Source organism: Pseudomonas sp. JAI111, from assembly GCF_024809425.1.
GTDB lineage: Bacteria > Pseudomonadota > Gammaproteobacteria > Pseudomonadales > Pseudomonadaceae > Aquipseudomonas.
Genome location: NZ_JANUCB010000004.1, coordinates 364,480 through 388,973, shown reverse-complemented (window position 1 = coordinate 388,973; position 24,494 = coordinate 364,480). Strand labels below are relative to the sequence as shown.

At 60.9% G+C, this 24,494-nt stretch carries 23 protein-coding genes and 1 pseudogene; 11 read left to right on the top strand and 13 right to left on the bottom strand.

The genetic code is table 11. From position 1 onward, the window contains the following. The first annotated feature begins 24 nt into the window (after nucleotides 1–24). The 5 genes from HNR03_RS15900 (at nucleotide 25) to HNR03_RS15880 (ending at nucleotide 4,633) form a co-directional block, all read left to right on the top strand. Entirely contained in the window at nucleotides 25–1,458 is a 1,434-nt protein-coding gene (locus HNR03_RS15900; RefSeq protein ID WP_222587195.1) for an amino acid permease, read from the top strand. An 83-nt stretch (nucleotides 1,459–1,541) separates the two neighbouring features. Further along, entirely contained in the window at nucleotides 1,542–2,507 is a 966-nt protein-coding gene (locus HNR03_RS15895) for a transporter substrate-binding domain-containing protein (RefSeq protein ID WP_222587194.1), read from the top strand. 16 nt (nucleotides 2,508–2,523) lie between these two features. Then, a complete protein-coding gene (locus HNR03_RS15890) occupies nucleotides 2,524–3,300 on the top strand; it encodes an amino acid ABC transporter ATP-binding protein (protein ID WP_259154554.1) in 777 nt (258 codons plus the stop codon). Between the two features lie 3 nt (nucleotides 3,301–3,303). After that, complete coding sequence (locus tag HNR03_RS15885) at nucleotides 3,304–3,984, top strand: amino acid ABC transporter permease (RefSeq protein WP_222587192.1); 681 nt, start codon at nucleotides 3,304–3,306, stop codon at nucleotides 3,982–3,984. Between the two features lies 1 nt (nucleotide 3,985). Next, nucleotides 3,986–4,633, top strand: a complete 648-nt coding sequence (locus tag HNR03_RS15880) for an amino acid ABC transporter permease (RefSeq protein ID WP_222587191.1) — start codon at nucleotides 3,986–3,988, stop codon at nucleotides 4,631–4,633. Between the two features lie 26 nt (nucleotides 4,634–4,659). Here HNR03_RS15880 and HNR03_RS15875 read toward each other — a convergent pair whose 3' ends face one another. Then, nucleotides 4,660–4,827 carry a hypothetical protein gene (locus tag HNR03_RS15875; RefSeq protein ID WP_259154553.1) on the bottom strand — a complete coding sequence of 56 codons (168 nt, stop codon included), beginning with the start codon at nucleotides 4,825–4,827 and terminating at the stop codon, nucleotides 4,660–4,662. Nucleotides 4,828–4,901: 74 nt separating this feature from the next. Between HNR03_RS15875 and HNR03_RS15870 the strand changes: the two genes are divergently transcribed. Further along, the gene (locus tag HNR03_RS15870; RefSeq protein WP_259154552.1) at nucleotides 4,902–6,341 is read left to right on the top strand and encodes a glycosyltransferase family 39 protein; all 1,440 of its coding nucleotides are present in this window, start codon (nucleotides 4,902–4,904) and stop codon (nucleotides 6,339–6,341) included. Between the two features lie 52 nt (nucleotides 6,342–6,393). On the opposite strand, the gene HNR03_RS15865 is transcribed toward HNR03_RS15870, so the two are convergent. The 11 genes from HNR03_RS15865 to HNR03_RS15815 form a co-directional block, all read right to left on the bottom strand. Further along, complete coding sequence (locus HNR03_RS15865) at nucleotides 6,394–7,701, bottom strand: OprD family porin (protein ID WP_259154551.1); 1,308 nt, start codon at nucleotides 7,699–7,701, stop codon at nucleotides 6,394–6,396. Nucleotides 7,702–7,800: 99 nt separating this feature from the next. Then, a complete protein-coding gene (locus HNR03_RS15860; protein WP_222587188.1) occupies nucleotides 7,801–8,373 on the bottom strand; it encodes a PPC domain-containing DNA-binding protein in 573 nt (190 codons plus the stop codon). Between the two features lie 131 nt (nucleotides 8,374–8,504). Further along, the gene (locus tag HNR03_RS15855; protein WP_259154550.1) at nucleotides 8,505–10,082 is read right to left on the bottom strand and encodes an aldehyde dehydrogenase (NADP(+)); all 1,578 of its coding nucleotides are present in this window, start codon (nucleotides 10,080–10,082) and stop codon (nucleotides 8,505–8,507) included. Between the two features lie 30 nt (nucleotides 10,083–10,112). Continuing rightward, nucleotides 10,113–11,054: an amidohydrolase gene (locus HNR03_RS15850; RefSeq protein ID WP_259154549.1), complete on the bottom strand. Its 942-nt coding sequence runs from the start codon at nucleotides 11,052–11,054 to the stop codon at nucleotides 10,113–10,115. Then, complete coding sequence (locus HNR03_RS15845) at nucleotides 11,047–12,006, bottom strand: amidohydrolase (protein ID WP_259154548.1); 960 nt, start codon at nucleotides 12,004–12,006, stop codon at nucleotides 11,047–11,049. Before HNR03_RS15845 ends, HNR03_RS15850 begins: the two co-directional genes overlap by 8 nt. 15 nt (nucleotides 12,007–12,021) lie before the next feature. Next, nucleotides 12,022–12,480, bottom strand: coding sequence for a thioesterase family protein (locus HNR03_RS15840; protein WP_259154547.1), 459 nt, complete (start codon nucleotides 12,478–12,480; stop codon nucleotides 12,022–12,024). Nucleotides 12,481–12,520: 40 nt separating this feature from the next. Further along, complete coding sequence (locus tag HNR03_RS15835) at nucleotides 12,521–14,419, bottom strand: TRAP transporter large permease subunit (RefSeq protein ID WP_259154546.1); 1,899 nt, start codon at nucleotides 14,417–14,419, stop codon at nucleotides 12,521–12,523. A 15-nt stretch (nucleotides 14,420–14,434) separates the two neighbouring features. Beyond that, entirely contained in the window at nucleotides 14,435–15,478 is a 1,044-nt protein-coding gene (locus HNR03_RS15830; protein WP_259154545.1) for a TRAP transporter substrate-binding protein, read from the bottom strand. Between the two features lie 160 nt (nucleotides 15,479–15,638). Next, nucleotides 15,639–16,844, bottom strand: coding sequence for a CaiB/BaiF CoA-transferase family protein (locus HNR03_RS15825; RefSeq protein WP_259154544.1), 1,206 nt, complete (start codon nucleotides 16,842–16,844; stop codon nucleotides 15,639–15,641). A 1-nt stretch (nucleotide 16,845) separates the two neighbouring features. After that, the gene (locus HNR03_RS15820; RefSeq protein WP_259154543.1) at nucleotides 16,846–17,625 is read right to left on the bottom strand and encodes an enoyl-CoA hydratase-related protein; all 780 of its coding nucleotides are present in this window, start codon (nucleotides 17,623–17,625) and stop codon (nucleotides 16,846–16,848) included. 75 nt (nucleotides 17,626–17,700) lie between these two features. Then, nucleotides 17,701–18,840: an iron-containing alcohol dehydrogenase gene (locus HNR03_RS15815; protein ID WP_090184967.1), complete on the bottom strand. Its 1,140-nt coding sequence runs from the start codon at nucleotides 18,838–18,840 to the stop codon at nucleotides 17,701–17,703. Nucleotides 18,841–19,015: 175 nt separating this feature from the next. On the opposite strand from HNR03_RS15815, the gene HNR03_RS15810 reads away from it, so the two are divergent. The 5 genes and pseudogenes from HNR03_RS15810 (at nucleotide 19,016) to HNR03_RS15790 (ending at nucleotide 23,699) form a co-directional block, all read left to right on the top strand. Then, a complete protein-coding gene (locus HNR03_RS15810) occupies nucleotides 19,016–19,942 on the top strand; it encodes a LysR family transcriptional regulator (protein WP_222587179.1) in 927 nt (308 codons plus the stop codon). 150 nt (nucleotides 19,943–20,092) lie between these two features. After that, nucleotides 20,093–21,433, top strand: coding sequence for a sorbosone dehydrogenase family protein (locus HNR03_RS15805; protein WP_259154541.1), 1,341 nt, complete (start codon nucleotides 20,093–20,095; stop codon nucleotides 21,431–21,433). Nucleotides 21,434–21,464: 31 nt separating this feature from the next. Then, nucleotides 21,465–21,860, top strand: a pseudogene (locus tag HNR03_RS15800) (SDR family oxidoreductase); the annotation flags it as partial. Nucleotides 21,861–21,893: 33 nt separating this feature from the next. Next, nucleotides 21,894–23,009: an NAD(P)/FAD-dependent oxidoreductase gene (locus HNR03_RS15795; protein ID WP_259154540.1), complete on the top strand. Its 1,116-nt coding sequence runs from the start codon at nucleotides 21,894–21,896 to the stop codon at nucleotides 23,007–23,009. Between the two features lie 93 nt (nucleotides 23,010–23,102). Then, complete coding sequence (locus HNR03_RS15790; RefSeq protein WP_259154539.1) at nucleotides 23,103–23,699, top strand: DinB family protein; 597 nt, start codon at nucleotides 23,103–23,105, stop codon at nucleotides 23,697–23,699. Nucleotides 23,700–23,863: 164 nt separating this feature from the next. On the opposite strand, the gene HNR03_RS15785 is transcribed toward HNR03_RS15790, so the two are convergent. Next, nucleotides 23,864–24,301: a hypothetical protein gene (locus HNR03_RS15785; RefSeq protein ID WP_259154538.1), complete on the bottom strand. Its 438-nt coding sequence runs from the start codon at nucleotides 24,299–24,301 to the stop codon at nucleotides 23,864–23,866. Between the last annotated feature and the right edge of the window lie 193 nt (nucleotides 24,302–24,494).

Sequence of the window (24,494 nt, the reverse complement as noted above, 5' to 3'; positions counted from 1 at the left end):
AGACCCTGAAGCGGAGGTCATCCAGTGAACAAGGCCCAGCCAACCGATACAAAACCCGGCCAGCAGCGCCTCAGCGGGGCCTTGCGTCAGCGTCATATCACCATGATTTCCCTCGGCGGGATCATCGGTGCAGGCCTGTTTGTCGGCAGCAGCGCAACGATTCAGGCCATTGGCCCAGCGGCTTTTCTCAGTTATCTCGCTGCCGGCATCGTGGTGATGCTGGTCATGCGCATGCTCGGCGAAATGGCCGTGGCATTGCCCGGCGTCGGCTCCTTTACCGAATACGCCCGCATCGGCCTGGGCAATTGGGTCGGCTTCACCAGCGGCTGGTTGTACTGGTACTTCTGGGTGATCGTGGTGGCGGTGGAAGCGGTGGTCGGCGCCAATATCCTCCAGCAATGGATACCGTTGCCGGCGTGGATGATCGGTCTGAGCCTGTTGGCGATCATGACCGCCATCAATTGCCTGTCCGTGAAGTCCTACGGCGAGTTCGAATACTGGTTCGCTTCATTGAAGGTCTTCGCGATCATCGTCTTCATCTTCGTGGTCGGCGCCTACCTCTTCGGTTTCGCCCCGAGCACCAGCGACCTGCTGGGCAATCTGGTGAATGACCGCGGTTTCATGCCTTACGGCGTCAGCGCGATTCTGGCGGGTGTGCCGACGGTTATCTTTGCGGTTGGCGGTGCAGAGATTGCGACCATCGCCGCCGCCGAGTCCGACGATCCATCGAAGAACGTGGCCAACATGACCCGTTCGGTGATCTTCCGGGTGATCACCTTTTATGTCGGCTCGATCTTCCTGATTGTCTGCGTGGTGCCGTGGGGTCAAATCGTTGCCGGTCACTCTCCATTCGTGGCGGCGCTTGAAGTCATGCGCATTCCCGGCGCGGCGATGATCATGCAAGCGGTGGTGCTGGTGGCTGTGCTCTCGGCGCTGAACTCCGGCTTGTACGTGTCTTCGCGGATTCTGTTCGGCCTCAGTCAGCGCGGCGATGCGCCAGCGAAACTGTCGGTCCTGACCGGGCGCAAAGTGCCCCGGGCGGCCGTGCTGCTGAGCAGCGTGATCGGCTACATCGCGATCATGGCGGCGATCATTTCTCCGGAAGGCGTGTTCCTGTTCCTGGTCAATGCTTCCGGTGCGGTGATGCTGTTCGTGTACCTCGCGGTGGCGCTGGCGCAGATCAAGGTTCGCCGCCAGGTAGAAGCCACGGCGCCGGCTCGGCTGACCCTCAAAATGTGGCTGTTTCCGTGGCTGTCCTATGCTGTGGTGGCAGTGATTGCGGGTGTTTTGGTCGCCATGGCGTTCCAGGAATCCTTGCGTACGCAGTTCCTTGCCAGCCTCGTCAGTCTCGGCGTGGTCTCCGCCGCTTACGTGGTGCTCAAGCGCCGTCGTCAGCAGGCCGGCAAGCCCCACGTCAGTGCCATCGACATTCTCGCGGGTTTGCCGACACGGTCTTGAAACGCAGGGATATCGAGCCACGGAAGGCTGTTGAGTAGTAAGGCTTGCACCGGTCAAAACAATTATTTGCCCATAGGTGATCTATGTCCGACTTCAAGTTTGATTCCCAAGGTTTCTCCCGACGCGGCCTGCTCAAGGCCACTGGCTACGGCACATTGGCGGCATTGGTCGGGAGTGCGATGGGCCCGATGTCCTTCGCCTTCGCGGCCGGCCAACCGATCAAGACCGTGCGCCCCGGCTATCTGACAGCCGCTTGCCTGGGCGACATGCCTTTGGGGGCGTTGCGTGAAGGTGTTCCGGTCGGCACCGATCTGGAATTGCTCAAGATCATTGCCGATCGCCTCGAGCTCAAGCTCGATGTGCTGACGATGGGGTTCCCGGCAGTGGTCGAGGCCGTGAGATCAGGACGCGCCGACTGGTTCGGCGGCAACTTCGCCTGGAACCCGATGCGCTCCAAGATCCTGCTGTTGACCGACCCGGTGTTCTACACCGGCGCCTACGTGATCATGCGCGACAGCGAACCGTTCGACACCGCCATCACCGTGAACGATGTGAAGGGCCGCACCATCGGCGCTATCACCGGCTATTTCACCATCCCGGACATGAAGAAAATCGAGGGGGTGAAGGAGGTCAAGCTCTACGACAACACCGACTCCTGCCTACGCGACGTGCGCGCCGGACGCCTGGATTTTGCGGTGCTGGATGCCCCGACCATCGACTACATGATCCTTCAGGATCCAAGCCTCAAGCTCAAGCAGATCCCCATGTCCTACGATGAAAAATTCCCCAGCCTGACCGCCAAGTTCGAGGCGATCTGGGGCGTTCATCCGCAGAATCAGGATTTGTTCGATGGCATCAATCAGGGCCTGCGCTGGCTGAAAGCGACGGATCAGATCCGCCCGATCCTCGCCAAATACGGGATCAAAAACCCTGACTACCTTGTGCCTCCGGCCAAGGATCCGCGCATCGGCGTCGACCGTGACGAGAAGGGCAACCTGATCGGGCCGTTCGAACACCCGCCGCGTGATTTCAGTCAGGCCTTTGCCTGAGTCGAGGATATAGCTCATGGCTGATTCAACCCCACTGGTGCGCATCGAGGGACTCTACAAGTCCTTCGGCAATCTGGACGTGCTCAAAGGTATCGACCTCAGCGTGCAGCAAGGTCAGAAGATCTCGCTGATCGGCCCCAGCGGGTCGGGCAAGACCACATTGCTGCGGTGCGTCAATTACCTGGAAGAGCCGACCAAAGGCGACATTTACATCGATAACGAACTGATCGGCCAGCGACTGGTGGGCACCCGCAAAGTGCCCATGAGCGACAAGGAGCTGGCGCGCATGCGCACTGAAATCGGCATGGTGTTCCAGCGCTTCAACCTGTTTCCACACCTGTCGGTGCTGGAAAACATCATCCTCGGCCCGCTCAAGGTGCAACAGCGCAGCCGCGCCGAAGCCGTTGAACTGGCCGAGGACCTGCTGAACAAGGTGGGCATGTTCGCCAAGCGCGACGTGTTTCCGGAACAGCTTTCGGGCGGACAACAGCAACGCATCGCCATCGCCCGGGCATTGGCGATGCGGCCCAAGTTGATGTTGTTCGACGAAGCCACCTCGGCGCTCGACCCGGAGCTGGTGGGTGAAGTGCTGGGGGTCATGCGTAAGCTGGCGGAGGAGGGCATGACGATGATTATCGTGACCCACGAAATGCACTTCGCTGAAAGCGTCTCCGATCAAGTGATCTTCATGGCCGACGGCAACATCGTCGAACAGGGGCCACCCCGGCAGATCTTTCGCGAGAGCCAGATCGAACGCACCCGCTCCTTCATTCGTGCCGTGCAGGAGCATTGATCGATGTTCGATTCCATTGCCCTGCACAAAGCCATCGACATGCTCCCGTACTTTTTGAATGTGCTGGGCCTCGGTGCAGTGACGACGATCGGCCTGACGGCGGCAGCGTTTGTGGTGGCGACGTTGTTGGGATTTTGCCTGGCGTTGATGCGTCTTTCCCGCAGCCGGGTGTTAAGCCTGGTCGCGAGTGTCTACCTGGAGATTTTTCGCAACGTACCGATCCTCACCCAGCTGTTCATCCTGTACTTCGGGCTGACCTACATCGGCATCACCTTGCCGGCGATTGGCGCAGCGATCATTGGTTTTGGTCTGAACGGCGCGGCGATTCTGTCGGAAGTGTTCCGTTCGAGCATCCGCACCATCGATCGCGGGCAAAGCGAAGCGGCGTATTCCATCGGCATGACCCGTTCCCTGGCGATGCGCATCATCGTGCTGCCCCAGGCGTTCAAGGTGGCGATCCCGGGGATGGCCAACTTTGCCATCGGTTTGCTCAAGGACACTTCGCTGGCCTCGGCTGCGGCGGTGCCGGAGTTGACGTTCAAGGCGCGGATGCTGGTCAGCGAAACCTACCAGACCAACCTGATTTACTTTTTGTTGGCGACCATTTACCTGGTGTTGAGCCTGGTGCTGTCCCACTGGGCGGCGCGTACCGAACGCCGTCTCAAAGTGGTCAAGGAGAACTGATATGGGTTATGGCGAGTTGTGGGAAGCAACCCATGTCGAATTGCTGGCGGCGGCCTGGGCCACGCTCCAATTGGCGTTCGGGGCACTGGTCATCGGCTTGATCGTCGGTTTGCTGGTGGCGCTGGCACGTTTGTCGAACAGCCGGCCGTTGCGCCGTGCGGCGCTGATCTACATCGAGGTATTTCGCGGCACCCCGGCGCTGGTGCAACTGTTCATCGTCTATTTCAGCCTGACCGAAATCGGCGTTCAGTTCAGTTCGTTCCAGGCGGCGATGATCGGGTTGGGACTGAATGCGGCGGCTTATTTGTCGGAAATCTACCGCTCGGGTCTGGAGGCGGTGCCCAAGGGGCAGGTGGAAGCGGCGAAGGCGATTGGCATGCCTCATCTGAAGGTGTTGCGCTGGGTCGTGTTGCCCCAGGCCATTCGGATCGTGCTGGCGCCGATCGGCAACGTCGCAATCTCGCTGTTGAAGGACACTTCGGTGGCCTCGCTGATCGCTGCCCCCGACCTGATGTTGCGGGCTCAGGACTTGAGTTCCGTGTACTTCATGCCGCTGGAGATCTACATCCTCGTCGGCGCGATTTATTTTGCGCTGTGTTATCCGCTGTCTCTGGGCGTGCGATTGCTGGAGCGCAAGACGCGACACTGATCAAACATCCCCAAATAACAGGTTCTTCACGGATTACCGGGAAAGACGCTCTTGATCTTCATGAAAAAGAACTCGCCTTCCCGGTAGCCATCCCCGACAACGAACGCGGCGCCCGGTTGCAGGGACGTCTGGTCAGCAAGGTCTATATAGACCCTGATCAGCACTGGGCAAGACAGCTTTACTAAAGCTTTCACGCCTCGTTCACGTTTTGTTAAGGATTCGCTTCGTATGCTCGGGGTCAGCACTCCCTCCCGGTCTCCGAAAGCCCATGTCGCGCTCTACTTCCTCACTGTTCTTGCTCGCCGCGCTGCTGTTCTTCTTCGCCCTGGGCAATCACCAGCTGCAAGGTTCCACCGAGGCGCGGGTCGCCGGCATTGCCATGGAGATGCACCTGGACAACGACTGGGTGACCCCCCGCCTGTTCGGTGAACCCTTCCTGGAAAAACCACCCCTGAGCCTGTGGCTCGACGCCGGGGCGATCGGCGCATTCGGCGGCACGCCGTGGGCGGTACGCCTGACCTCGGCTTGTGCCGGATTGCTCAGCGTGATGCTGTTGTTCGCGATGCTGCGACGCTTCGGCCGGCCAACAGCCCTGGCCTGGACCGCAGCATTGCTGTTGGCGACAATGGCCAGTTACTGGAGCAATGTGCGTGGCGTCGGCGAAGACGCGTTGCTCGCCCTCGGCGTGACGCTGGCGCTGCTGGCATTCTTCCAGGGACATCGACAATCGAGTCCCGGCAACGCGTTGTTGTTTGCCCTGGGCATCGCCATCGCCACCTTGAGCAAAGGCATCCTGGGACTGGCGATGCCAGGGGTGGTGATCTTCGCCTTTTTGCTGGCCGAAAGTCTGATGGACAAGCGCCTGTACCCCTCGCACTGGCTACGTCCGGGGCTGCTGACACTGCTGGGATTGCTGCCCTTGATGATCTGGCTGGCGCTGCTGTATCAACGCGGCGGCATCGAGGCCGTGACGCAAGTGCTGTTGACCAATAGCGTCGGTCGCTTCAGTGGCTCGTTCGAGGAAGCCGGTCATTACGAACCGTTCTACTACTACCTGGCCAAACTGCCCGAGGCGTTTTTGCCCTGGAACATTCTGGTGTACCTGGGGTTGTGGCATTTCCGCAAAAGCCTGATGGCCAATCGTTACCTGTTGTTCTTCACCCTATGGATACTGGCGCAGTTCGTCATGCTGACGTTGGCTTCAAGTAAACGCACGGTCTACCTGATGTCGCTGACGCCGGCGGCGGCCGTCATCGCCGCCGAGTACGCGAGCGTCCTTTACGCAAAACTGAAGGCTCGGCAAGACGTCTCCACCCTGGCAGCCAGCGTCACCCGCCATCGCCGCAGCGTCGCGTTTGGCACGCTGGCGGTGGTGATCGGCGGCTACCTCGCCGCCGCACAATGGGCGCTACCCTACGCCGACCGCACATTGTCGTTCCTGCCACTGACCGAGCAGATCCGGACCCTGCAAGCCAACGGTCAGCAAGTCGCACTGTATCAAGCCAACGAACGCCTGGGCGGCGCCAGCGTGTTCTATGCCCACCGCGTGCTCAAAGGACTGGATACCGAGGCGCAGCTGCATGAGTTTTTGAAGGCGTCGCCCTCCAATGTAGCGGTCATGGCCGCCGATGCCGAACCACCTGCGCCCTTGAAAGTGCTCAAATCCATGACGGTCGGGAAACAGCATTACTACTTCGTCGGGCAATAAAAAACAGCGCTGACGAACATCAGCGCTGATCTCTTGCAACCTTCCAGTAGCTCTACAGCAAGGGAATGCTGTAGCTCACGATCAGGCGATTCTGATCCTGGTCACGCGTCGCTTCGCTGTTGGACTTGCCGTTGCGCCAGCCAAAACCGACTCCTTTAAGCGAACCGGACTGAATCACATAGTCCAGGGCAATGTCGCGCTCCCATTCCTTCTGGGAGTCCCCCGAGGTCGTCTTGATATCGTCCCCACTCAGGTAGATGACGGACGCTTTCAGTCCGGGCACGCCCATCGCCGCGAAGTCATAGGCGTATTGACCGAAGGCGGTGCGTTCGCCCGCGCGGGTGAAGGTTTGAATCAGGCGGTCGGTGTACAGGTAAAGACTGCTGCCGCCAGCGCCTTTGTCGGCCAGGTTGCCCTGATTGAGCTGCGTGAAGTTGCTGCCACTGGAAACGCTTTGATAGCCGGCGGTGATGCCGTGGCCACCCACGGTGTAAATCAGCGCGGCGCTCCAGGTTTTATTGTCGATCTCGCCATCATTGCCTTCGGTGAAGCCGCTGATTCTGTATCCCGAGGTGCCCGAGCTGTTTTTGCCGGAGGAATCGGTCTTGAAGTAGCGCAAATCGGTCTTCAGCGACTGTCCTTCCGAGATCGTCAGTGTATGGATCAGGCCGAAAAACTGCTGGGTGTAGTAGTTGTCCAGATTGGCGTAGTAATACTGCGCGGTCAGGTCCTTGGTGATTTTCCAGTCGCCGCCGGCGAAGTCGAACGCATTGCTTTCACGGGTGCCGCCGGTGGCGGCCAAGCCCGTCTGGTCGGTTGAGCCGCGACCGGTGGCGTGTTCGATTCGCCCGGCGGTGAAGGTCAAATCCTTGAACTCGCCCGAGGTGACCTGGCCACCTTCAAAGGTTTGTGGCAGCAGGCGCCCGTCGTTGGCCACCAGGATCGGCAACTTCGGCATCAGCGTGCCCAGGCGCAATTCGGTTTTCGAGAGCTTGACCTTGCCGGTCAACCCCAGCCGGCTCCACTCGTCGACGGCTCGGTTGTCGCTGTCCGAAGGAATCATCGAACTGCCGACATGCCGTCCTTTGCCACTGTCCAGCGTGACCCCCATCAAGCCCAATGCATCAACGCCAAAACCGACCGTGCCATCGGTGTAGCCCGACTTGTAATCGAGCATGAAACCCTGCGCCCACTCCTCGGTTTTCGAAGGCGCGGCGGTGCCGTCGCGGTTGTCGTTGTTGAAGTAGAAATTCCTCAGTCCCAGGGTGGCTTTACTGTCACTCAGGAAGTCGGCGTGCGCCTGGGTGCTCAGCGCAATGGCGCCCAGTGCAATCGTTACCGCCGTGGTTTTATTGCTCATCGAAATCGCCCTTTTTTTGTAATTTGAATAGGGGGAGGGTGGCTCCCGCCGTCGCGAATGCCGGCAAGGCAAACGGCCTGCGGGAGCGTGAAACTTGAGTTAAATACCCAGCACGTTGGCGCCGATGCACGGGTCAATGCCGCGTTCCAGACGACGCTGATGGACGATCACGGTGATTTCCATCGAGCCGGTGGTGACCTCGAAGTCGAGGATGTGGCCGCCATATGCCTGGAACGTGGCATCGCCAGCGACGCCGTGCATATGGATCGAAGGTTGATCGTTCTTCCACGCCACTGAGCCGGTGATGCTCGCCATCTCGACACTGTTCAAGGTCTTGGCGTCGAAGTCTTTCTTGTCCTTGTTCCAGAAACCGAACTTCACATTGCCGAAGCCGATGCCGGTGATCGAGGCGCTGGGGATCTTCTCGGCGATGGCCAGCTTGGTCAGTTCCTTGAAGGCGTTATCCCCCATGCGCAGGACCATGAGGTAGCCGGTGGGAGTTTTGGTGTAACGCGGTGTCGCTTCAGTGGCACATTGCATGGGGGCTGTCGTCGCGGCGGGAGTGGTTTCGGCAGCGGCCAGTTGCATGCCTGTGGTGTTGATCATCACGGCGGCGGCCACGGCCAGCATCAATTTGCAAACGCGGTGTTTCGGGTGAAGTTGAACGTGCATGAGACTTCCTCTGTTTTTGTTGTTGTGGGGGTGAAGCGGTTTTCAGGACGAGCGAATCCGGCGCCTGTTGTTCAACAGGCGCGGGAGTTGTTGTTAACAATCGGTGTTAGTTGAAGCCGGGTTAACGCGACTTACAGCGCATCGCGACAACTGACGCCGTCAACCAGTCGGGCGATGCTCAGCGGGTTGGCATTCTTCAGGGCGTCCGGCAACAAGCTGTCGGGGCAGTTCTGGTAACACACGGGGCGCAGGAAGCGGTCGATTGCCAGCGTCCCGACCGAGGTGCCGCGCGAATCCGATGTGGCCGGGTAAGGGCCGCCGTGGACCATCGCATCGCAGACTTCCACTCCAGTCGGATAGCCGTTGAACAGCACACGTCCGACTTTCTGTTCCAGCAGCGGCAGGATGTCGTCCAGGGTCGCGGCGTCCGAATCCTCGACCATCAGCGTGGCGGTCAACTGGCCGCGCAAACCTTGCAGGGCCTGGAGCAGTTCGGCGTGATCGGCGACTTCGACGATCAGGGTGGTCGGGCCGAAGACTTCTTCCTGAAGCAACTCGTCACCGTTGATCAACAGGCTGACGTCAGCCTTGAACACTTGCGGCTGCGCCTGATTGCCCTGTTGCGCGGCGCCGGCCAGGTGCGTGATGCCGGGGTGAGCGCGCAGGTTGTCGAGGCCGTGGCAATAGCTTTTCAAGGCGCCGCTGTTAAGCATGGTTTGCGCCGGTTGTTCGCCCATCAAGGCGCTGAAGCGTTCGAGGAAAGCGCTGAATTCGGGCGAACGAATGCCCAGCACCAGGCCGGGATTGGTGCAGAACTGACCGGCACCCAGCACCACGGAAGCGCTCAGGTCGGCGGCAATCTTGTCACCGCGAACCTTGAGTGCGTCGGGCATCAGCACCACCGGGTTGATGCTGCTCATTTCAGCAAACACCGGGATCGGTTGAGGGCGTGCCGCTGCCATGTCACACAAGGCCCGGCCACCGCGTAACGAACCGGTGAAACCGACGGCCTGGATCGCCGGATGCTTGACCAGTGCCTCGCCGACGCTGCCATACAGCAAACTGAAAACGCCTTCGGGCATGCCGGTCTTGCGCGCGGCACGGGTGATTGCATCGGCGACGTAATCGGCGGTGGCCATGTGACCACTGTGGGCCTTGAACACCACCGGGCAACCTGCCGCGAGGGCCGAGGCGGTGTCGCCGCCAGCGGTCGAGAAGGCCAGCGGGAAGTTGCTGGCGCCAAACACCGCGACCGGACCGAGCCCGGTTCGGTATTGGCGCAAATCGGGACGCGGCAACGGTTGGCGGTCCGGCAATGCACGGTCGATGCGCGCACCGTAGAAATCGCCGCGACGCAGCATCGTGGCGAACAGGCGCATCTGGCCGCTGGTGCGGGCGCGCTCCCCCTGAATGCGGCCGGCGGGCAGGGCGGTTTCCTGGCACACCAGGGCAATGAACGTGTCGTCCAGCGCCTCAAGCTCAGTGGCAATGGCGTCCAGGAACTGAGCGCGGCGTACGGCCGACAGCTGACGAAATGTCGGGTAAGCCGTGGCCGCTGCTTCTGCGGCAGCATTCACTTCATCCACGGTCGCCTGATGGAAGTGATACGGCAGTGTTTCGCCGGTGCGCGCGTCGTGACTTTGCAAGGTGGTCGAACCTTGTGCGGAACGCGCGCCGGCGATGTAGTTGTGGCCTGAAACTTCAAACATGGGAACTCCTGAAGGGCTGTTCAATGAGGGTCAAGCAAGCCGGTAAATGCGCCGGGCGTTGTCATGAAACAGGGCGAGCCGATCGGTTGGGGAACGGTCGCGGGTAATCGTTTTGAAACCGTCGAAGATCTCGCTCATGCCGTTGACGACGCCGTCCACCGGGTAATTGCTGGCAAACGCGCAGCGGCTGACGTCGAATATTGAAATTGCATCGTTGACCACGACCCGGTTCGCCTCCACGGGCCACGCCTTGCCCGGCAGGCAGATGCCGGAAATCTTCAGCGCGACATTCGGCTCCCGCGCCAGCAAGGCGAGGTTTTGCCGCCAGCCAGCCAAGCCTTCTTCCGAACGATCCGCCGGCAGCGCCGTGTGATTGACCACGAGGGTCACGTCCGGGAAATCCCTGGCCAGCTCGGCGGCTTCCGCCAGATGCCACCAAGGCGCCTGCAACTCGAAGTGCAGGCCATTGGCGGCCAGTTGGGCGTAACCCTCGCGCCAGCGCGGATCGCGCATCGAACCTGGCGCGACGAAATCTTCGCGCCAGGCTTCAAGGCTGGTCACCGCCGGTTTGTGGCGAACGCCGCGCACCAGCGGATGGTCAGCGTATTGGCGCAAGAGCTGCGCGGCGTCCTCACGATCGAGCCAGGCCTGCGCGACCATCGCCGCCAGCGTGGGTTCGTCTTGAGCCAGCGACTCGACAAACCTCACTTCATCGGCGGGCGTCGTGGGGTCCCATTCACCTTCGATGACGACGGTTTGGACGATGCGATGGCGCCCCGTCAGCCGGCGATAGTCCTGAGGCAGAAAATTGCGGCAGATCGACGAGTAATCGCCGTAGCGAAAGGGCCGCAACGGCCGGTCATTCAGCCACGGGTAGTAATGCTGTTCGATGTCGAAGTAATGCTGGTGAGCGTCGACGATGGGCAAGTCCGCATCCTCGCCACTGGCCAGAAAGCGTGCGCGGTTATCCATGCTGTTCCTCCAGGCGATAGAAACGTCGTGCATTGCCAGCGAACACCGCTTCCTGCACGGCCCGGCCCAGAGGCGCAAGCATCGCGGCCATGCCGTCGGCAATCGTGTCGTAGGACGCGCGCAATCCGGCGACCGGGAAGTTGCTGGCAAACATGCAGCGCTCGGGGCCGAAGATCTCCAGCGCGGTCAGCACCACGATCCGGTTGTCGTCGTAGTGCCAGGGCGAGTCTTTCAACCCAAACTCCGAGAGCTTGATGTGCACATTGGGCTGCAGGGCCAGGGCTTCCAGGCCTTTGCGCCAACGGGCCATGCCTTGCGGGCTGCGATCCCAGGCAAAACCGGTGTGATTGAGCGCGATGCGGATCTGCGGAAACATCGCCGCCACTTCAGCGGCTTCCACCAGATGCCACGGCGGCACGCGCAAATCCCACGACAGGTCGTGATCGGCCAGGCGCGCAAAGCCTTCCAGCCATTTCGGGTCCTGCATGGTGCCCTTGGCGCCTGCAATCGACACCTCGGGCGACGTCGACGTGACGGGTTTGGAGCGTATGCCTTTGACCAGCGGCCTGGTGGCCTGGGCCGCAAGAATCTCCACGCTGTCCTCACGGTCGAACCAGGCATGGGCCACGATGGCATTCGGGAAGCCGTAACGGGCATTCACCTGTTCCAGCCAGCGTGTCTCGGCCACTTGCTCATCGCGGGCCCGTTCGGCTTCGACGTGCACCGTGCCCACCAACCGTTGCCTTGCGGTCAGGGCGAGAAAGTCTTCCGGCAAGAAATCACGGCAAAGGCTGCGATAGTCGCCGAGGAAAAAATCCTCGTGATACTCGTCTTGCAGCCACGGATAACGACCGTTGCCCAAGTCCCACAAGTGGTGGTGAGCATCGACAATCGGCAGCGCATCCTCGGCCGCAAGGTTGGGCAAGCCATTGCGTTCGTGCAGCGTGATCATGACGTAGGCCCTTGTTCAGCGCGAGGCGGCGAATTGGGAAGGGCTGAGCACGCCGTCTTCGACTTCGCCGGCGGCGGCCGCATCAGCCTTGGCCTGGACGCGGCTGCGCAGTTTGGCGACGTTCACTACAACGCGGGTATGGGCCGCCGTCGCGACCAGTTCGACGTCATCGCGCACCTCGACGTTGAACGTGACGCTGCGCCCCTCGATGCGGGTGACCGTGGCGACGATGCTGACGGACATGCCCAGCAGCGTTGCGCCGACGTGTCGGATATCGACTGCGGCCCCAACGGTGTTTTCGCCTTCGTCGAGGAAGGTCAGCAGGTAGTCCAGGCACGTTTGTTCGATGTCGTTCACCAGGCGAGGCGTGGCGTAGATGCGCAAGTCTTCACCCAGAAACGAGATGGTGCGTTCCTTGTCGACGATCAGTTTGTGTTCGGTGGCGGTGCCTGCTTCGAGCGTGGAGAAATTCATGAGAAACCTCGTATTTGAGTGCTGTCAGTCAAAGAGTGATTCAGGTGGCGGGCAGGAAACCGATGGAGATCCATGGCACGGCGATCAGCACCCCGAGGGCGACAACGAGCGCGCCCAGATACGGCCAGACTCGACGCATGGCGCCGCTGGGGTCGACCTTGGCGATGGCGCACGCGGCATAGAAGCCCACACCAAACGGTGGGGCGAACAAGCCCAGGCCCATGGCAAAGATCGCGACCATTGCGTAATGCACGTCGTTGATGCCCATGGCCTTGGCAATCGGAAACAGCAGCGGTCCGAACAGCACGATGGCCGGGATGCCTTCCAGAAAGCTGCCCAGGAGGATGAACGCCACGGCGGAGATGATCAGGAAACCCAGCGCACCACCCGGCACGGTCGACATCACTTGCGCCAATTGGTGGGAGAAGCCCGATTGGGTCAGCGCCCAGGCCATCGCGGTCGCGCTGCCGATGATGATCAGGATCGCGCCGGACAGTGACGCGGTGCTGACCAGGATCGGATACAGCCGACGCCAGTCAAAGCAGCGGTAGCACAGCAACCCGACGATGAAGGTGTAGGCCACGCCAATGGCGGCGACTTCGGTGGCGGTGGCCACGCCTTCGACCACAGCGGTGCGGATCACGAAGGGCAGGGCCAGGGCCGGTAACGCCACCAGCAGTGAATGCCCGATTTCCTTGGCCGAGGCGCGTTTACCAGTGGTGACTTCGCCTTTGCGGTTTTTCCACCAGATCACTGCCGCCATCGCGATGGCGCCGACCACTGCCGGCATGAATCCCCCGGTGAACAGGGCCGAAATCGACACCCCGGTCACCGAACCGATGGTGATCAGTACCAGGCTTGGCGGAATGGTTTCCGACATCGCGCCGGAGGCATTGAGCATCGCCACCAGTTCGTTTTCATCCTCGCCGCGTTTCTTCATTTCCGGAAAAAGCGCCGGGGCGATGGCCGCCATGTCGGCAGCCTTGGAGCCGGAAATGCCCGAGATCAGGTAGATCGCGCCGATCAGCACATACGACAGGCCGCCACGGACATGGCCGATCAACGAGCAGAGGAAGTGGATCATTGCGCGGGCCATGCCCATCGCTTCGATCAACGCACCCAGGAACACGAACAACGGAATGGCCAGCAGAATCAGGCTCGCCATGCCTTCGTCCATCCGCCCGACCACCAGGGTCAGCGGCGTGCTGGTCATGGTCGACAGATACGCCACGGTTGCCAGGCCAAAGGCGACCATGATCGGCACGCCGATGACGATCATGGCCATGACGCCGATCATGAAGAAGACCACCAGGTTCCAGTTGCCCATCAACAGCAGAGGACCTTCAGCCACCCACAACAACCCGGCCAGCGAGGCCAGCATCGCCACCGACACCGAGAAATCGATCAGCCGCGCACTGGTCAGCAACCGCGCGACACAGGTCATCAGCATCAGGCTCAGGCCAACCGCGATGGCCGACACGCGAAAGGCGTTGGGGATTTCCAGGGCGGCCGTGGTGATGATCCATTCGTCGCTGACGTATTCCCAGGCCGGCGTGAACAGCAATCCGATGAAGGTGATGACGATCACCGCGCCCAAGGTGTCGACAAAGGCGCGCTTCTCGAGCGGCAAGCGCCCGATGAAAGAGGTCAGGCGCATGTGCTCGCCGCGCCGCATCGCCACCACCGAACCGAGCATCGCCAGCCACAGAAACAGCAGCGAGGCCAGTTCATCACCCCAGACGATGGGCTGATTGAGTACGTATCGGGAGAACACATTGCAAAACAGCAACGTGACTTCGATAACCACCAGCAACGCCGCGCTGCCTTCAGTCAGCCAGCGCAACCCGGTGTCGAGTGCGCGGCCCAGACGAAATGTGGCCTGGTGTGGGCTGAGTCCTTCAGCGGGAGAAACATCCGTCATTGGTAGTTGGTTTTTCATGACCTTGTCTCCGGCTTAGGACAGTTGACCCGCGTACTGCTCGAGCAAGCTCCAGGCTTCGGGGCCGTACTTGTCCTTCCATTGGGTGTAGAACCCTTTGGATTGCAGGTCAGCCCGGAACAACGAACGGTCGACTTTGTTGAAGGTGATGCCGTGGGCGGTCAGGGACGGTTCCAGGCTGGAGTTGAGGTCGATGACCTGCTGGCGCTGCACCAGGGCGGCGGCGTTGATTTGCCGGGAGACGATTTCCTGCACGTCCGCCGGTAGTTTCGGAAAGGTCTTGCCCGAGGCGACAATCCAGAAGCCACCCCAGATGTGGTCAGTCATGGAGCAGTATTTCTGCACTTCATAGAACCGTGCGGACTCGACCACCACCAACGGGTTTTCCTGGCCGTCGACGACTTTGGTCTGCAACGCCGAGTAGGTTTCGTTGATGCTGATGCCGGTCGGGGAGGCGCCGAGTGCGCTGAACATTGAGGTCCACAACGGGCTGACCAGCACGCGCAGTTTGAAACCGGCGAGGTCTTGCGGGGTGTTGATCGGTCGGGTCGAACTGGTGATCTGGCGGAAGCCGTTGTTCCAGACTTTCTCCATCGGGATCAGGCCGACTTTCTCGGTCTTGGCCCGGACGTGCTCGCCCAGCTTGCCGTCCAGTGCTGCCCAGACACTGTCGTAGTCCTTGAAAGCGAACGGCATGCTTTCAATCGACATGGCCGGCACCAGCGTGGAGAGGATCGCGCCTGGCAGCGGAATGAAGTCGATGGCGCCGGCACGTACCTGGGACAGCATGTCGGTGTCTCCGCCCATGGCGCCATTGGCGTACACCTGCAGGTCCACGGCGCCGTTGGTTTCGGCCTTGATGGCTTCGGACGCGGCCTTCATCTGTTTATTCAACGGATGGGTGTCGGGCAGGCTGCTGGTGTAGCGCAACACAATCGGTTTGGTCGCGGCGAAGACGCTGGAAGGCAGCAGGTTGGCGGCGAATGCACCGCCCACGGTGACGCCGGCAGACACTAGAAATGATCGGCGGCTGACGGCCTCGGTCAAGATACGGCTCATGATGTTCACCTTCTTGTTTTTGTTGTTGTTCAAAAAAACTGCGGATCAATGCTGATCCTTGTGGGAGCGAGCTTGCTCGCGATGGCGGCGTATCAGTCACCACTTATGTCGTTTGACACGACCTCATCGCGAGCAAGCTCGCTCCCACAGGTTTTTTGCGTTATGCCAATGCCACCACGGCTTTGCTTTTAATCAGTTCGTCGATTTCGGTTTCCGAGAAGCCACTTTCCTTCAGCACTTCGCGAGTGTGTTCACCCAGCAATGGAGCAGGGCGGCTGGTCGGTGGCGCGGCGTTGTCCATGTCGGAGAAGTGGATCGGCAGCCCCATGCCGCGCACTCGGCCTTCGGTGGGGTGTTCGGTTTCCACGACCATGCCGCGGGCCTTGGTTTGCGGATGCGCGAGCGCCGCCGCGATGTCCAGCACAGGCCCGGCAGGCAGGCCGAGACTGTCGAACAGCACCATCCATTCATCCGTGGTGCGCGCGACCAGCACTTCGTTGAGGATTTCCACCAGGGCCAGGCGATGCTCCATGCGCAGCGCGTTGCTGGCGAAGCGCGGGTCGGCTTTGAGTTGCGGCACGGCGAGTGCTTCGACCAGTCGTTCGTAGTTGGCCTGGTTGGCGGCGCCGATGTTGATCCAGCCGTCGGCGGTGCGGAACACCTGATAGGGCGCGCTGGTGGAGTTGGCCGATCCCATCTTCGGCAGGATGGTGCCATCGGCGAAATACGCCGCCGCCGGCCAGTACATCTGTTGCAGGCCGGCTTCGAACAGCGAGGTGTCGACCATCTGTCCAAGACCGGTTTTCTGTTTGGCCGCGTAGGCCGCGCAGATGCCGAGGGCAGCAAGGATGCCGGAGTTGATGTCGGCCACCGGCGAACCGGCCTTGACCGGTTCACGCCCGGCTTCGCCGGTCATGCTCATCATGCCGCTCATGCCTTGGGCGATCAGGTCGAAACCGCCTTTCTCGCCAAACGGCCCGCTACGGCCGTAACCGGAAATCGCGCAGTAGATCAGCCCCGGATTGAGGGTTTTCAAGGTGTCGTAACCGAGGCCGAATTTCTCCATGGTGCCGGCGCGGTAGTTTTCCGTGACCACATCGGCGTCCATCAGCAGGCGGCGCAAAACGTCGCGCCCGCCCTCGGTTTTCAGGTTCAGGCCAATGCCGCGCTTGTTGCGGTTGACCACCATGAACGAAGCGGATTCACCGCTGGCCATGATCGGCGAGAAGCGGCGCGAGTCGTCACCGTCCGGGACTTTCTCGACCTTCACCACGTCGGCGCCCATGTCGGCCAGCATCATCCCGCACACCGGGCCGGACATGATGTGAGCCAGTTCTACCACGCGCATTCCTGTCAGCGGTCCCATGTTATTTCCCCTTGAATTGTGGTTTGGCTTTCGCGATGAAAGCGTTCAGGCCGATCTGAAAATCGTCGGTGTCGTAGCAGCTGTAACTGCTGTCGATCTGCTCGACGGTGGGCGCGACGCCTGCCTCAAGCTGGCGTGCGGCCTGGCGATGCCAGCGGGCGACGACGGGCGCGCCGTTGGCGATGCGCATGGCGGTGGCGAGGGTTTCGGACTCGACCTCGCTGTCAGCGACGACGCGGGTCACGAGGTGTTTCACGTAGGCGTCGTTGGCGTCGAGAATCCGCCCTTCGAGAAGAATTTCCAGGGTGGTCGAGCGTCCAGCCAATGCCACCAGACCGGCCATTTCGTCATAGGACATGACCAGCCCCAGCTTGCCGACCGGCGCGCCGAAGCGGCTGGAGGTGCCGCAGATGCGCAAATCGCACAGTGCGGCGATTTCCAGGCCGCCGCCGACGCACACGCCGTGGATCATTGCGATCACCGGGTGCTGGCAGTCGGCAACCGCGCGCATGGCCCTGGAAGTGACGTCGGCATAGACCCGTGCTTGCGCCTGATTGGCGCGCACAGCGGGAAACTCACCGACATCGGCGCCGGCGGCAAACGCTTGCTCGCCAGCACCGCGCAACACCACGCAGCGCACGCTGGTATCGGCGGACAACTCGGTCATGACGTCACCCAGGTCCTGCCACATGGACAAGGTCAGGGCGTTCATTTTTCCCGGATGACTGAGGGTGACAATGGCAAGGCTGTCTTGCCGGTCGATAAGGACGGTGGGCTTCATGATTGTTCCGCTGGCGTCGAATCGCGTTCGACGCTGCGGTTGCCTCCTGATTTATTGTTGTTGGATAGCGGCTGCTTACAGCGATTGTTCGAGCATCGACAGGTAATCCGCGGGCGATGCTTCGCGGGGATTGGTCTTGTGGCTGTGATCGTGCAAGGCGCCTTCGACAATGCCGGCAAACAGGCTTGGGTCGACGCCGATCTCGCTCAGGCGCGTTGGCAGGCCCAGGCGTCGGGTCATGTCTTCGATGGCCTCACCGATATTGGCGCCGGCCGCGAGGCCCATGGCATGGCGCAGGCGTTCGAGCTTGCGTTCGTCGCGAACGGTGGGCGCGTTGGCGTTGAAGTCGACGACGGCGGGCAGAAAGATCGCGTTCAACGTGCCGTGGTGCAGTTTCGGATTGATGCCGCCCAGGGCGTGGGACAAGCTGTGCACACAGCCCAGCCCTTTCTGGAAGGCCAGCGCGCCTTGCATCGACGCACTCATCATGTTCATCCGGGCTTCACGATCACCGGGTTCGGTGGTGGCACGCTCGATGTGTTCCCAGGCGCGCCACAGGCCATCGAGGGCAATGCCATCGGCGGCAGGATTGAAGGCCGGCGCCATGAACGTTTCGATGCAATGGGCGATGGCGTCCATGCCGGTGGCGGCGGTCAGCATCGCTGGCAGGCCCAGGGTCAGTTCCGGGTCGCAGATGGCCACGCGAGGCACGACATAAGGTGAGATCACGCCCACCTTGCGACCATCATCGAGGATCAGAATGGCCCCTCGGCCGACTTCGCTGCCAGTGCCTGCCGTGGTCGGAATGGCAATCAGCGGCGCGGTGGCGGACGTAATGCGATCCAGGCCGCCTTCGATCACCGCAAAGCTTTGCAGAGGGCCGTCGTGAGTGGCGCAGACCGCGACGCCTTTGGCCAGATCAATCGAAGAACCGCCACCCACCGCGATGATGCCGTTGCACTCACCCAGGTGGTATTGCTCGACGGCTTCACGCACGGCGTGTTCGTTGGGATTGGACGGAGTGGCGTCGAAAATCGTCGGTGTACGCTCAGCGCCGAGGGCCGCGATGACCTTGTCGACGATACCGGCACGGCGCACGCCGACGTCAGTGACGATCAACGGACGGGTAATGCCGGCGCGCTCGGCTTCGGCGGCCAGATGCTGCAGGCTGTCGTAGCCAAACTGGATTTTGGTGACGTAGTTGATGAGGGACATGATTCACCACAAGTTATACAGGATTGTTATTGTTGCAATCGGTCAGGGGCAGGAGAGCTTTCGATCTCGGGTCAAACCCATTGCATTGCCTGGTTGTGGGGTGGACTATAGGGCCGTCGTGGCGAGCCTCGATACTGACAACTTTCGATACCTCTATAACTTTTAGTTAACCCTGATGACGCCCTCACTCAATTCGATCATGTCCCGCCTGCACATCAAGCAGCTACGTTTGTTGATAGCCCTGGATGAGCACGGCTCCTTGCTGGGCGCGGCCAAGCAGGTCGCGCTGACCCAGCCCGGCGCCAGCAAAGCCCTGCAGGAAATTGAAACCACCTTTGGCACTTCACTGTTCACCCGCACTAACCGCGGGCTTGAACCGAACGATGCCGGACGCTCGGTGATCCGCTACGCCCGGCTGATCCAGACCGACCTCGCGCACCTGCGCGAAGAGATCATCGGCATCATGAGCGGCGAGGGCGGGCGGGTGTCCGTCGGCACCATCATGGGCGCCGTGCCGCTGTTGACCACCGCGATCAGCCGAGTCATTGCCGACAACCCGAAGCTGTCGATCGAGATCGTCGAGGACACCAGCGCTGCGCTGCTCAGCCAGCTCGACGCCGGGCGCCTGGACCTTGCGATCTGCCGTACCACCATCAGCACCACGCCCTACTTGTATGAGAGCTCGACCTTCGTCGAGGAAACCCTGGCAGTGATCGCCAGCACCCAACATCCATTCGCCTACGCCCGGCAGTTGTCCCTCAAGGATCTGGTGGATTACCGCTGGATCGTCTACCGCGCCAACATGCCGATGCGCTTGTTGCTGGAGCGCGAATTTCACGAGGCCGACCTGCGATTCCCGGTGCACTTGCTGGAAACCACCTCGGCGTTTGCCACCCTCTCGTTGCTCCAGGAAAACCCGACGCTCGTCGCCCTGGTGTCGACCGATGTGGCGAAGTTCTGCTCCGGCTACGGTTTCACCACCACGCTGCCGCTGCCCATCACCTCACGCAGCGAACCCTATGAACTGGTATCGCGCAAAGGCGTGCCGGACTCGCCGGCGGCGCGCTTGCTGCGAGAGGCTTTGTTGAATCCCTCGGGATAATGCCTGCGTCTGCCAGTGAGCATTCGTGCGATTAAGGCAAATGTGATTTGCCGCAGGTGCGGTGTTTTGAACGGGATCTGCGCCGCAATACTTCAAGGGATTTTGCCTGCCCAATAATTGGCCCACGGATGGCCACTGCGAGGTTCCAACATGAATGTGCCCAACCGGCTCGCGCTCTTGATCACCACTGCTGCGCTACTCACTGCCTGTGGTGAGTCTTCCAAACTGCCGTCGCAGGCCAGCGTCGGCCCGGCTCCGCAGCTGCCCGAGCCCGTCACTTCGCTGATTCCCACCTTGAAAGTTTCAAAAGCGGTGGGCTGGTCGGGCCATGACCGCCCCACGGCCCCCGCCGGTTTTACCGTGACTGCCCTGGCTGAAAACCTCGACCACCCGCGCTGGATCTATGTCTTGCCCAATGGCGATGTGCTGGTCGCCGAAAGCAACCATCCGCCGATGCCTGAAGGCGCCACCGATGGTGGTACCGGGCCGATCGCCTGGATGCGCCGCACGGCGATGGGTTTCGTGATGGGCCGCGTGGGGGCCGATGCCCCGAGCGCCAACCGAATCACTTTGTTGCGCGATGTCGACGGCGACGGTCACGCCGAGGTGCGGACCGAGTTCATGACCGGCCTGACTTCGCCGTTCGGCATGGCGCTGGTGGGCAATGAGTTGTTCATCGCCAACGCCGACGCTTTGGTCAAGGTGCCTTACAGCGAAGGCCAGACCGAGATAAAGGCAGTGCCGGTGAAAGTCACCGACTTGCCTGCAGGCATCAATCATCACTGGACCAAGAACGTACTGGCCAACCCTGAGGGGACCCGGCTGTACGTCACCGTAGGCTCCAACAGCAATGTCGGCGAGAACGGTCTCGACGCGGAAGAAGGTCGCGCCGCGATTTGGGAGGTCGACGTCAAGAATGGCAGCAAGCGTCTGTTTGCCAGTGGTCTGCGCAACCCCAACGGGCTGGCCTGGAAGCCGGGGACGACGCAGCTGTGGACCGTGGTCAATGAGCGTGACGAAATCGGCAGCGACCTGGTGCCCGATTACCTGACGTCGGTGAAGGACGGCGCATTCTACGGCTGGCCGTGGAGCTACTACGGCGCCCACGTCGACACCCGCGTCGAGCCACCGCGTCCGGACAAAGTGGCCCAGGCCATTGCCCCGGATTACGCGCTGGGCACTCACGTCGCGCCGCTGGGCCTGGCATTCTCGGACTCGCGGGCCATGCCGGCGAACTTCGCCCAGGGTGTTTTCGTTGGCGAGCATGGCTCGTGGAACCGCAACCCGCAGGCGGGCTATAAAGTGGTATTCATCCCGTTCAGCGATGGCAAACCAGCGGGGATGCCGGTTGATTTCCTGACCGGGTTTCTCAACGCCGACGGCGAAGCGCGTGGGCGTCCGGTTGGTGTCACGCTGGATCAGCGCGGCGCGTTGCTGGTCGCCGATGATGTCGGGAACAAGATCTGGCGTATCGCGAGTGTGAAACCCTAGTCAACATCACAATTGTCAGGAGCACGATTATGGATTTGGGCGCATCGTCAACATCACGTCGGGCGCGGTAAAAGCACCCATCGATGTGCTCGGCCTGTCCAATGGTGCGCGCAGTGGCTTGACCGGTTTTATCGCCGGGCTGGCTCGCCAGTCACGGCTGGCCGGGCATAACGTGACGATCAACAATCTGCTGCCGGGCCCGTTCGAGGCCGAGCGCTTGCACAAAACCCTGAGCGCGGCCGCCCAGGCCAATGGCACCGATGTCGAGCAGATCAGTGAACAGCGGCGCAAACATGTGCCGGCCCAGCGCTTCGGCCAGCCCGATGAATTCGGCGCCTATTGCGCGTTCATTTGCAGTGCTCACAGCGGTTTTCTGACCGGGCAGAATTTGTTGTTGGATGGCGGCAGTTATCCCGGTACGTTTTGACGGATCGTCAGGCGTGGAAGGAGCACAAGGCAAGTGAGCGTCGATATCGAATGCGTGGTGGTCGGGGCCGGCGTGGTTGGCCTGGCGGTGGCCAGGGCGCTGGCCCGGAGCGGGCGGGAAGTGATCCTGGTCGAGGCCGGCGACGGCATCGGCGTGGGCATCAGTTCGCGTAATTCGGAAGTGATCCATGCCGGGATCTATTACCCGAGCGCCAGCCTGAAAGCGCAGTTGTGCGTGGAGGGCAAACAACGGTTGTATGCCTTTTGCGATGAGCGGGGCGTCGATTACCAGCGCCTGGGCAAGCTGATCGTGGCCACCGATGACCGCCAGTGCGTGGCCTTGCAAACATTGTTGGAGCAGGGCCTACGCAACGGCGTCGATGACTTGCAATGGCTGGACGCAGGACAGGCACGAGCGCTTGAACCGGCGCTGTCCTGCGTCGCGGCGCTCTGGTCGCCTTCCACCGGTATCGTCGATTCCCATGCGCTGATGCTGGCGCTTCAGGCAGACGCCGAAGCGCACGGCACGTCGATTGCCTTTCACACGCCGCTGGCGTCTGCCCGCTGCACCGAGCAAGGTTTTGAACTGCACATGGGCGGCACACAACCGATGACGTTGAGTTGCCACGAGCTGATCAATTGCGCCGGGTTGTCCGCGCCGGACGTGGCGAGCCGGATTGAAGGTCTGCCACCGCAGCACGTTCCGACGGCGCGACTGTGCAAGGGCAGCTATTTCAGTTTCAGCGGTCGGGCACCGTTTCGGCATCTGGTGTATCCGGCGCCCGAAAGTGCCGGGCTCGGCGTGCACATGACCCTTGATCTTGGGGGGCAGGCGCGTTTCGGGCCGGATGTCGAATGGGTCGATCAGGTGGATTACCGCGTAGATCCGCACCGGGCCGACGGCTTCTACCAAGCGATCCGGCGTTACTGGCCCGGTTTGCCCGATAACAGTCTGCAGCCGGCCTACAGCGGCATCCGCCCGAAAATCACCGGCCCGAACGAGCCGACGGCTGACTTCATCATCAGCGGTCCTGCCGAGCATGGCGTGCCAGGGCTGGTCAACCTGTTCGGCATCGAATCCCCAGGCCTGACCAGCTGCCTGGCGTTGGCCGAGCGGGTGGTGCAGCGTTTGGCGCCGTATGCCTTTTAGCCGAAGGTGAAGCTGCCGGTTATCAGCGTTTGCGCCGCTTAGCGTCCAGAGGTCTATGCTTGGCAGAGTGCCCATTGTCATGGGAGAGCTGTGATGATCAACGTACGCACTGCCCGCATGCTTGCCGAATACAAGCAATGGGCCGACAAGCGCCTGTTTGACAGCCTGGCCGAACTGCCGCCGGGAGAGGTCGACAAAGAGCGGGTGTCGGTGTTCAGGAACATGATCGGCACCCTGAACCACATCTATGTCGTGGACTGCATCTGGAAGGCTCACCTCGAAGGCCGAGGGCACGGCTTCAAAACCTCACACGATCTGCTGCATCCCGACCTGGCTGACTTGCGCTTGGCGCAAAAGGACATCGATCACTGGTACTGCGATTGGAGCGCCCGGCAGACCGAGGCCTCGCTGGACAAACCCGTTGAGTTCACCTTCGTCTCGGGCGAGAGCGGCTCCATGAGCGCCGGCGCGATGTTGCTGCACGTGGTTAACCACGCCAGCTATCATCGGGGCTGGGTGATCCAGATGTATTTCGATATTCCCGCCATGCCGCCGATGACCGATATGCCGATCTTCCTGCGCGAAACCGATCCCGCGTCTTTCCAATCGATCAATCCCCCGGCTGCGGCGCCGACCTGTATTGGACGATTTTCGAGCGCAACCAACGTTCTGCCGAATCGTTATCGTTGACGCCCGGTGCATGACAAGCGAGTCAAAGCACCAACTGCTGGCTAGATGGGTGATCGTTCCCACGCTCTGCGTGGGAATGCCTCTAGGGACGCTCCGCGTTCCAGCTTTCGAAGGGGACGCGGAGCGTCCCGGGCTGCATTCCCACGCAGAGCGTGGGAACGATCTCAATCACTGCTCAGGGTCGGATGTTCAATTTGATTACGCTCAAATCCAGTGATTTCAAACTCCCCGTTAACAGTTGTGTCAGCTATTTTGGATGTAAAACTAAATCGACCTTTAACATATTGATCCTTGGAATTGAACGCTTCAATTTCAAGTGTGCCGTTGTTATCAAAATAGGATGGTTCGCCATAGCCATAGATAGCAGTAACATCTGATTTTTCGGCTATTTGGTATTTGCCAATATTAATTTCACTGCGCTGTATCACAAGAATTACACCGTGGGCGCCACCGCCATAAGGGGTATTGCCAATTATTCTTAGTTCCGAGTGTGGTGGTGGATAGGATGGATGACGTACAACTATTGTAGTCGCCGTAAATTTTCCGAATTTTGAGGATTCGCCGTTTAGATACCTGATTGGGTCAATACGAGTCGAATTCATGGGTGGTGCCTCATTTCCGTTAGAGGATGTGCCCTGAATGCTTACCTATTATTTAGCGTTTATCTACTGTCATATCTGACAGGTTTGTATGATCGTTTACACGTCGAACCGTCCGCGTGGTAATGCCTCTAGGGACGCTCCGCGTTCCAGCTTTCCAAGGGGACGCGGAGCGTCCCGGGCTGCATTCCCACGC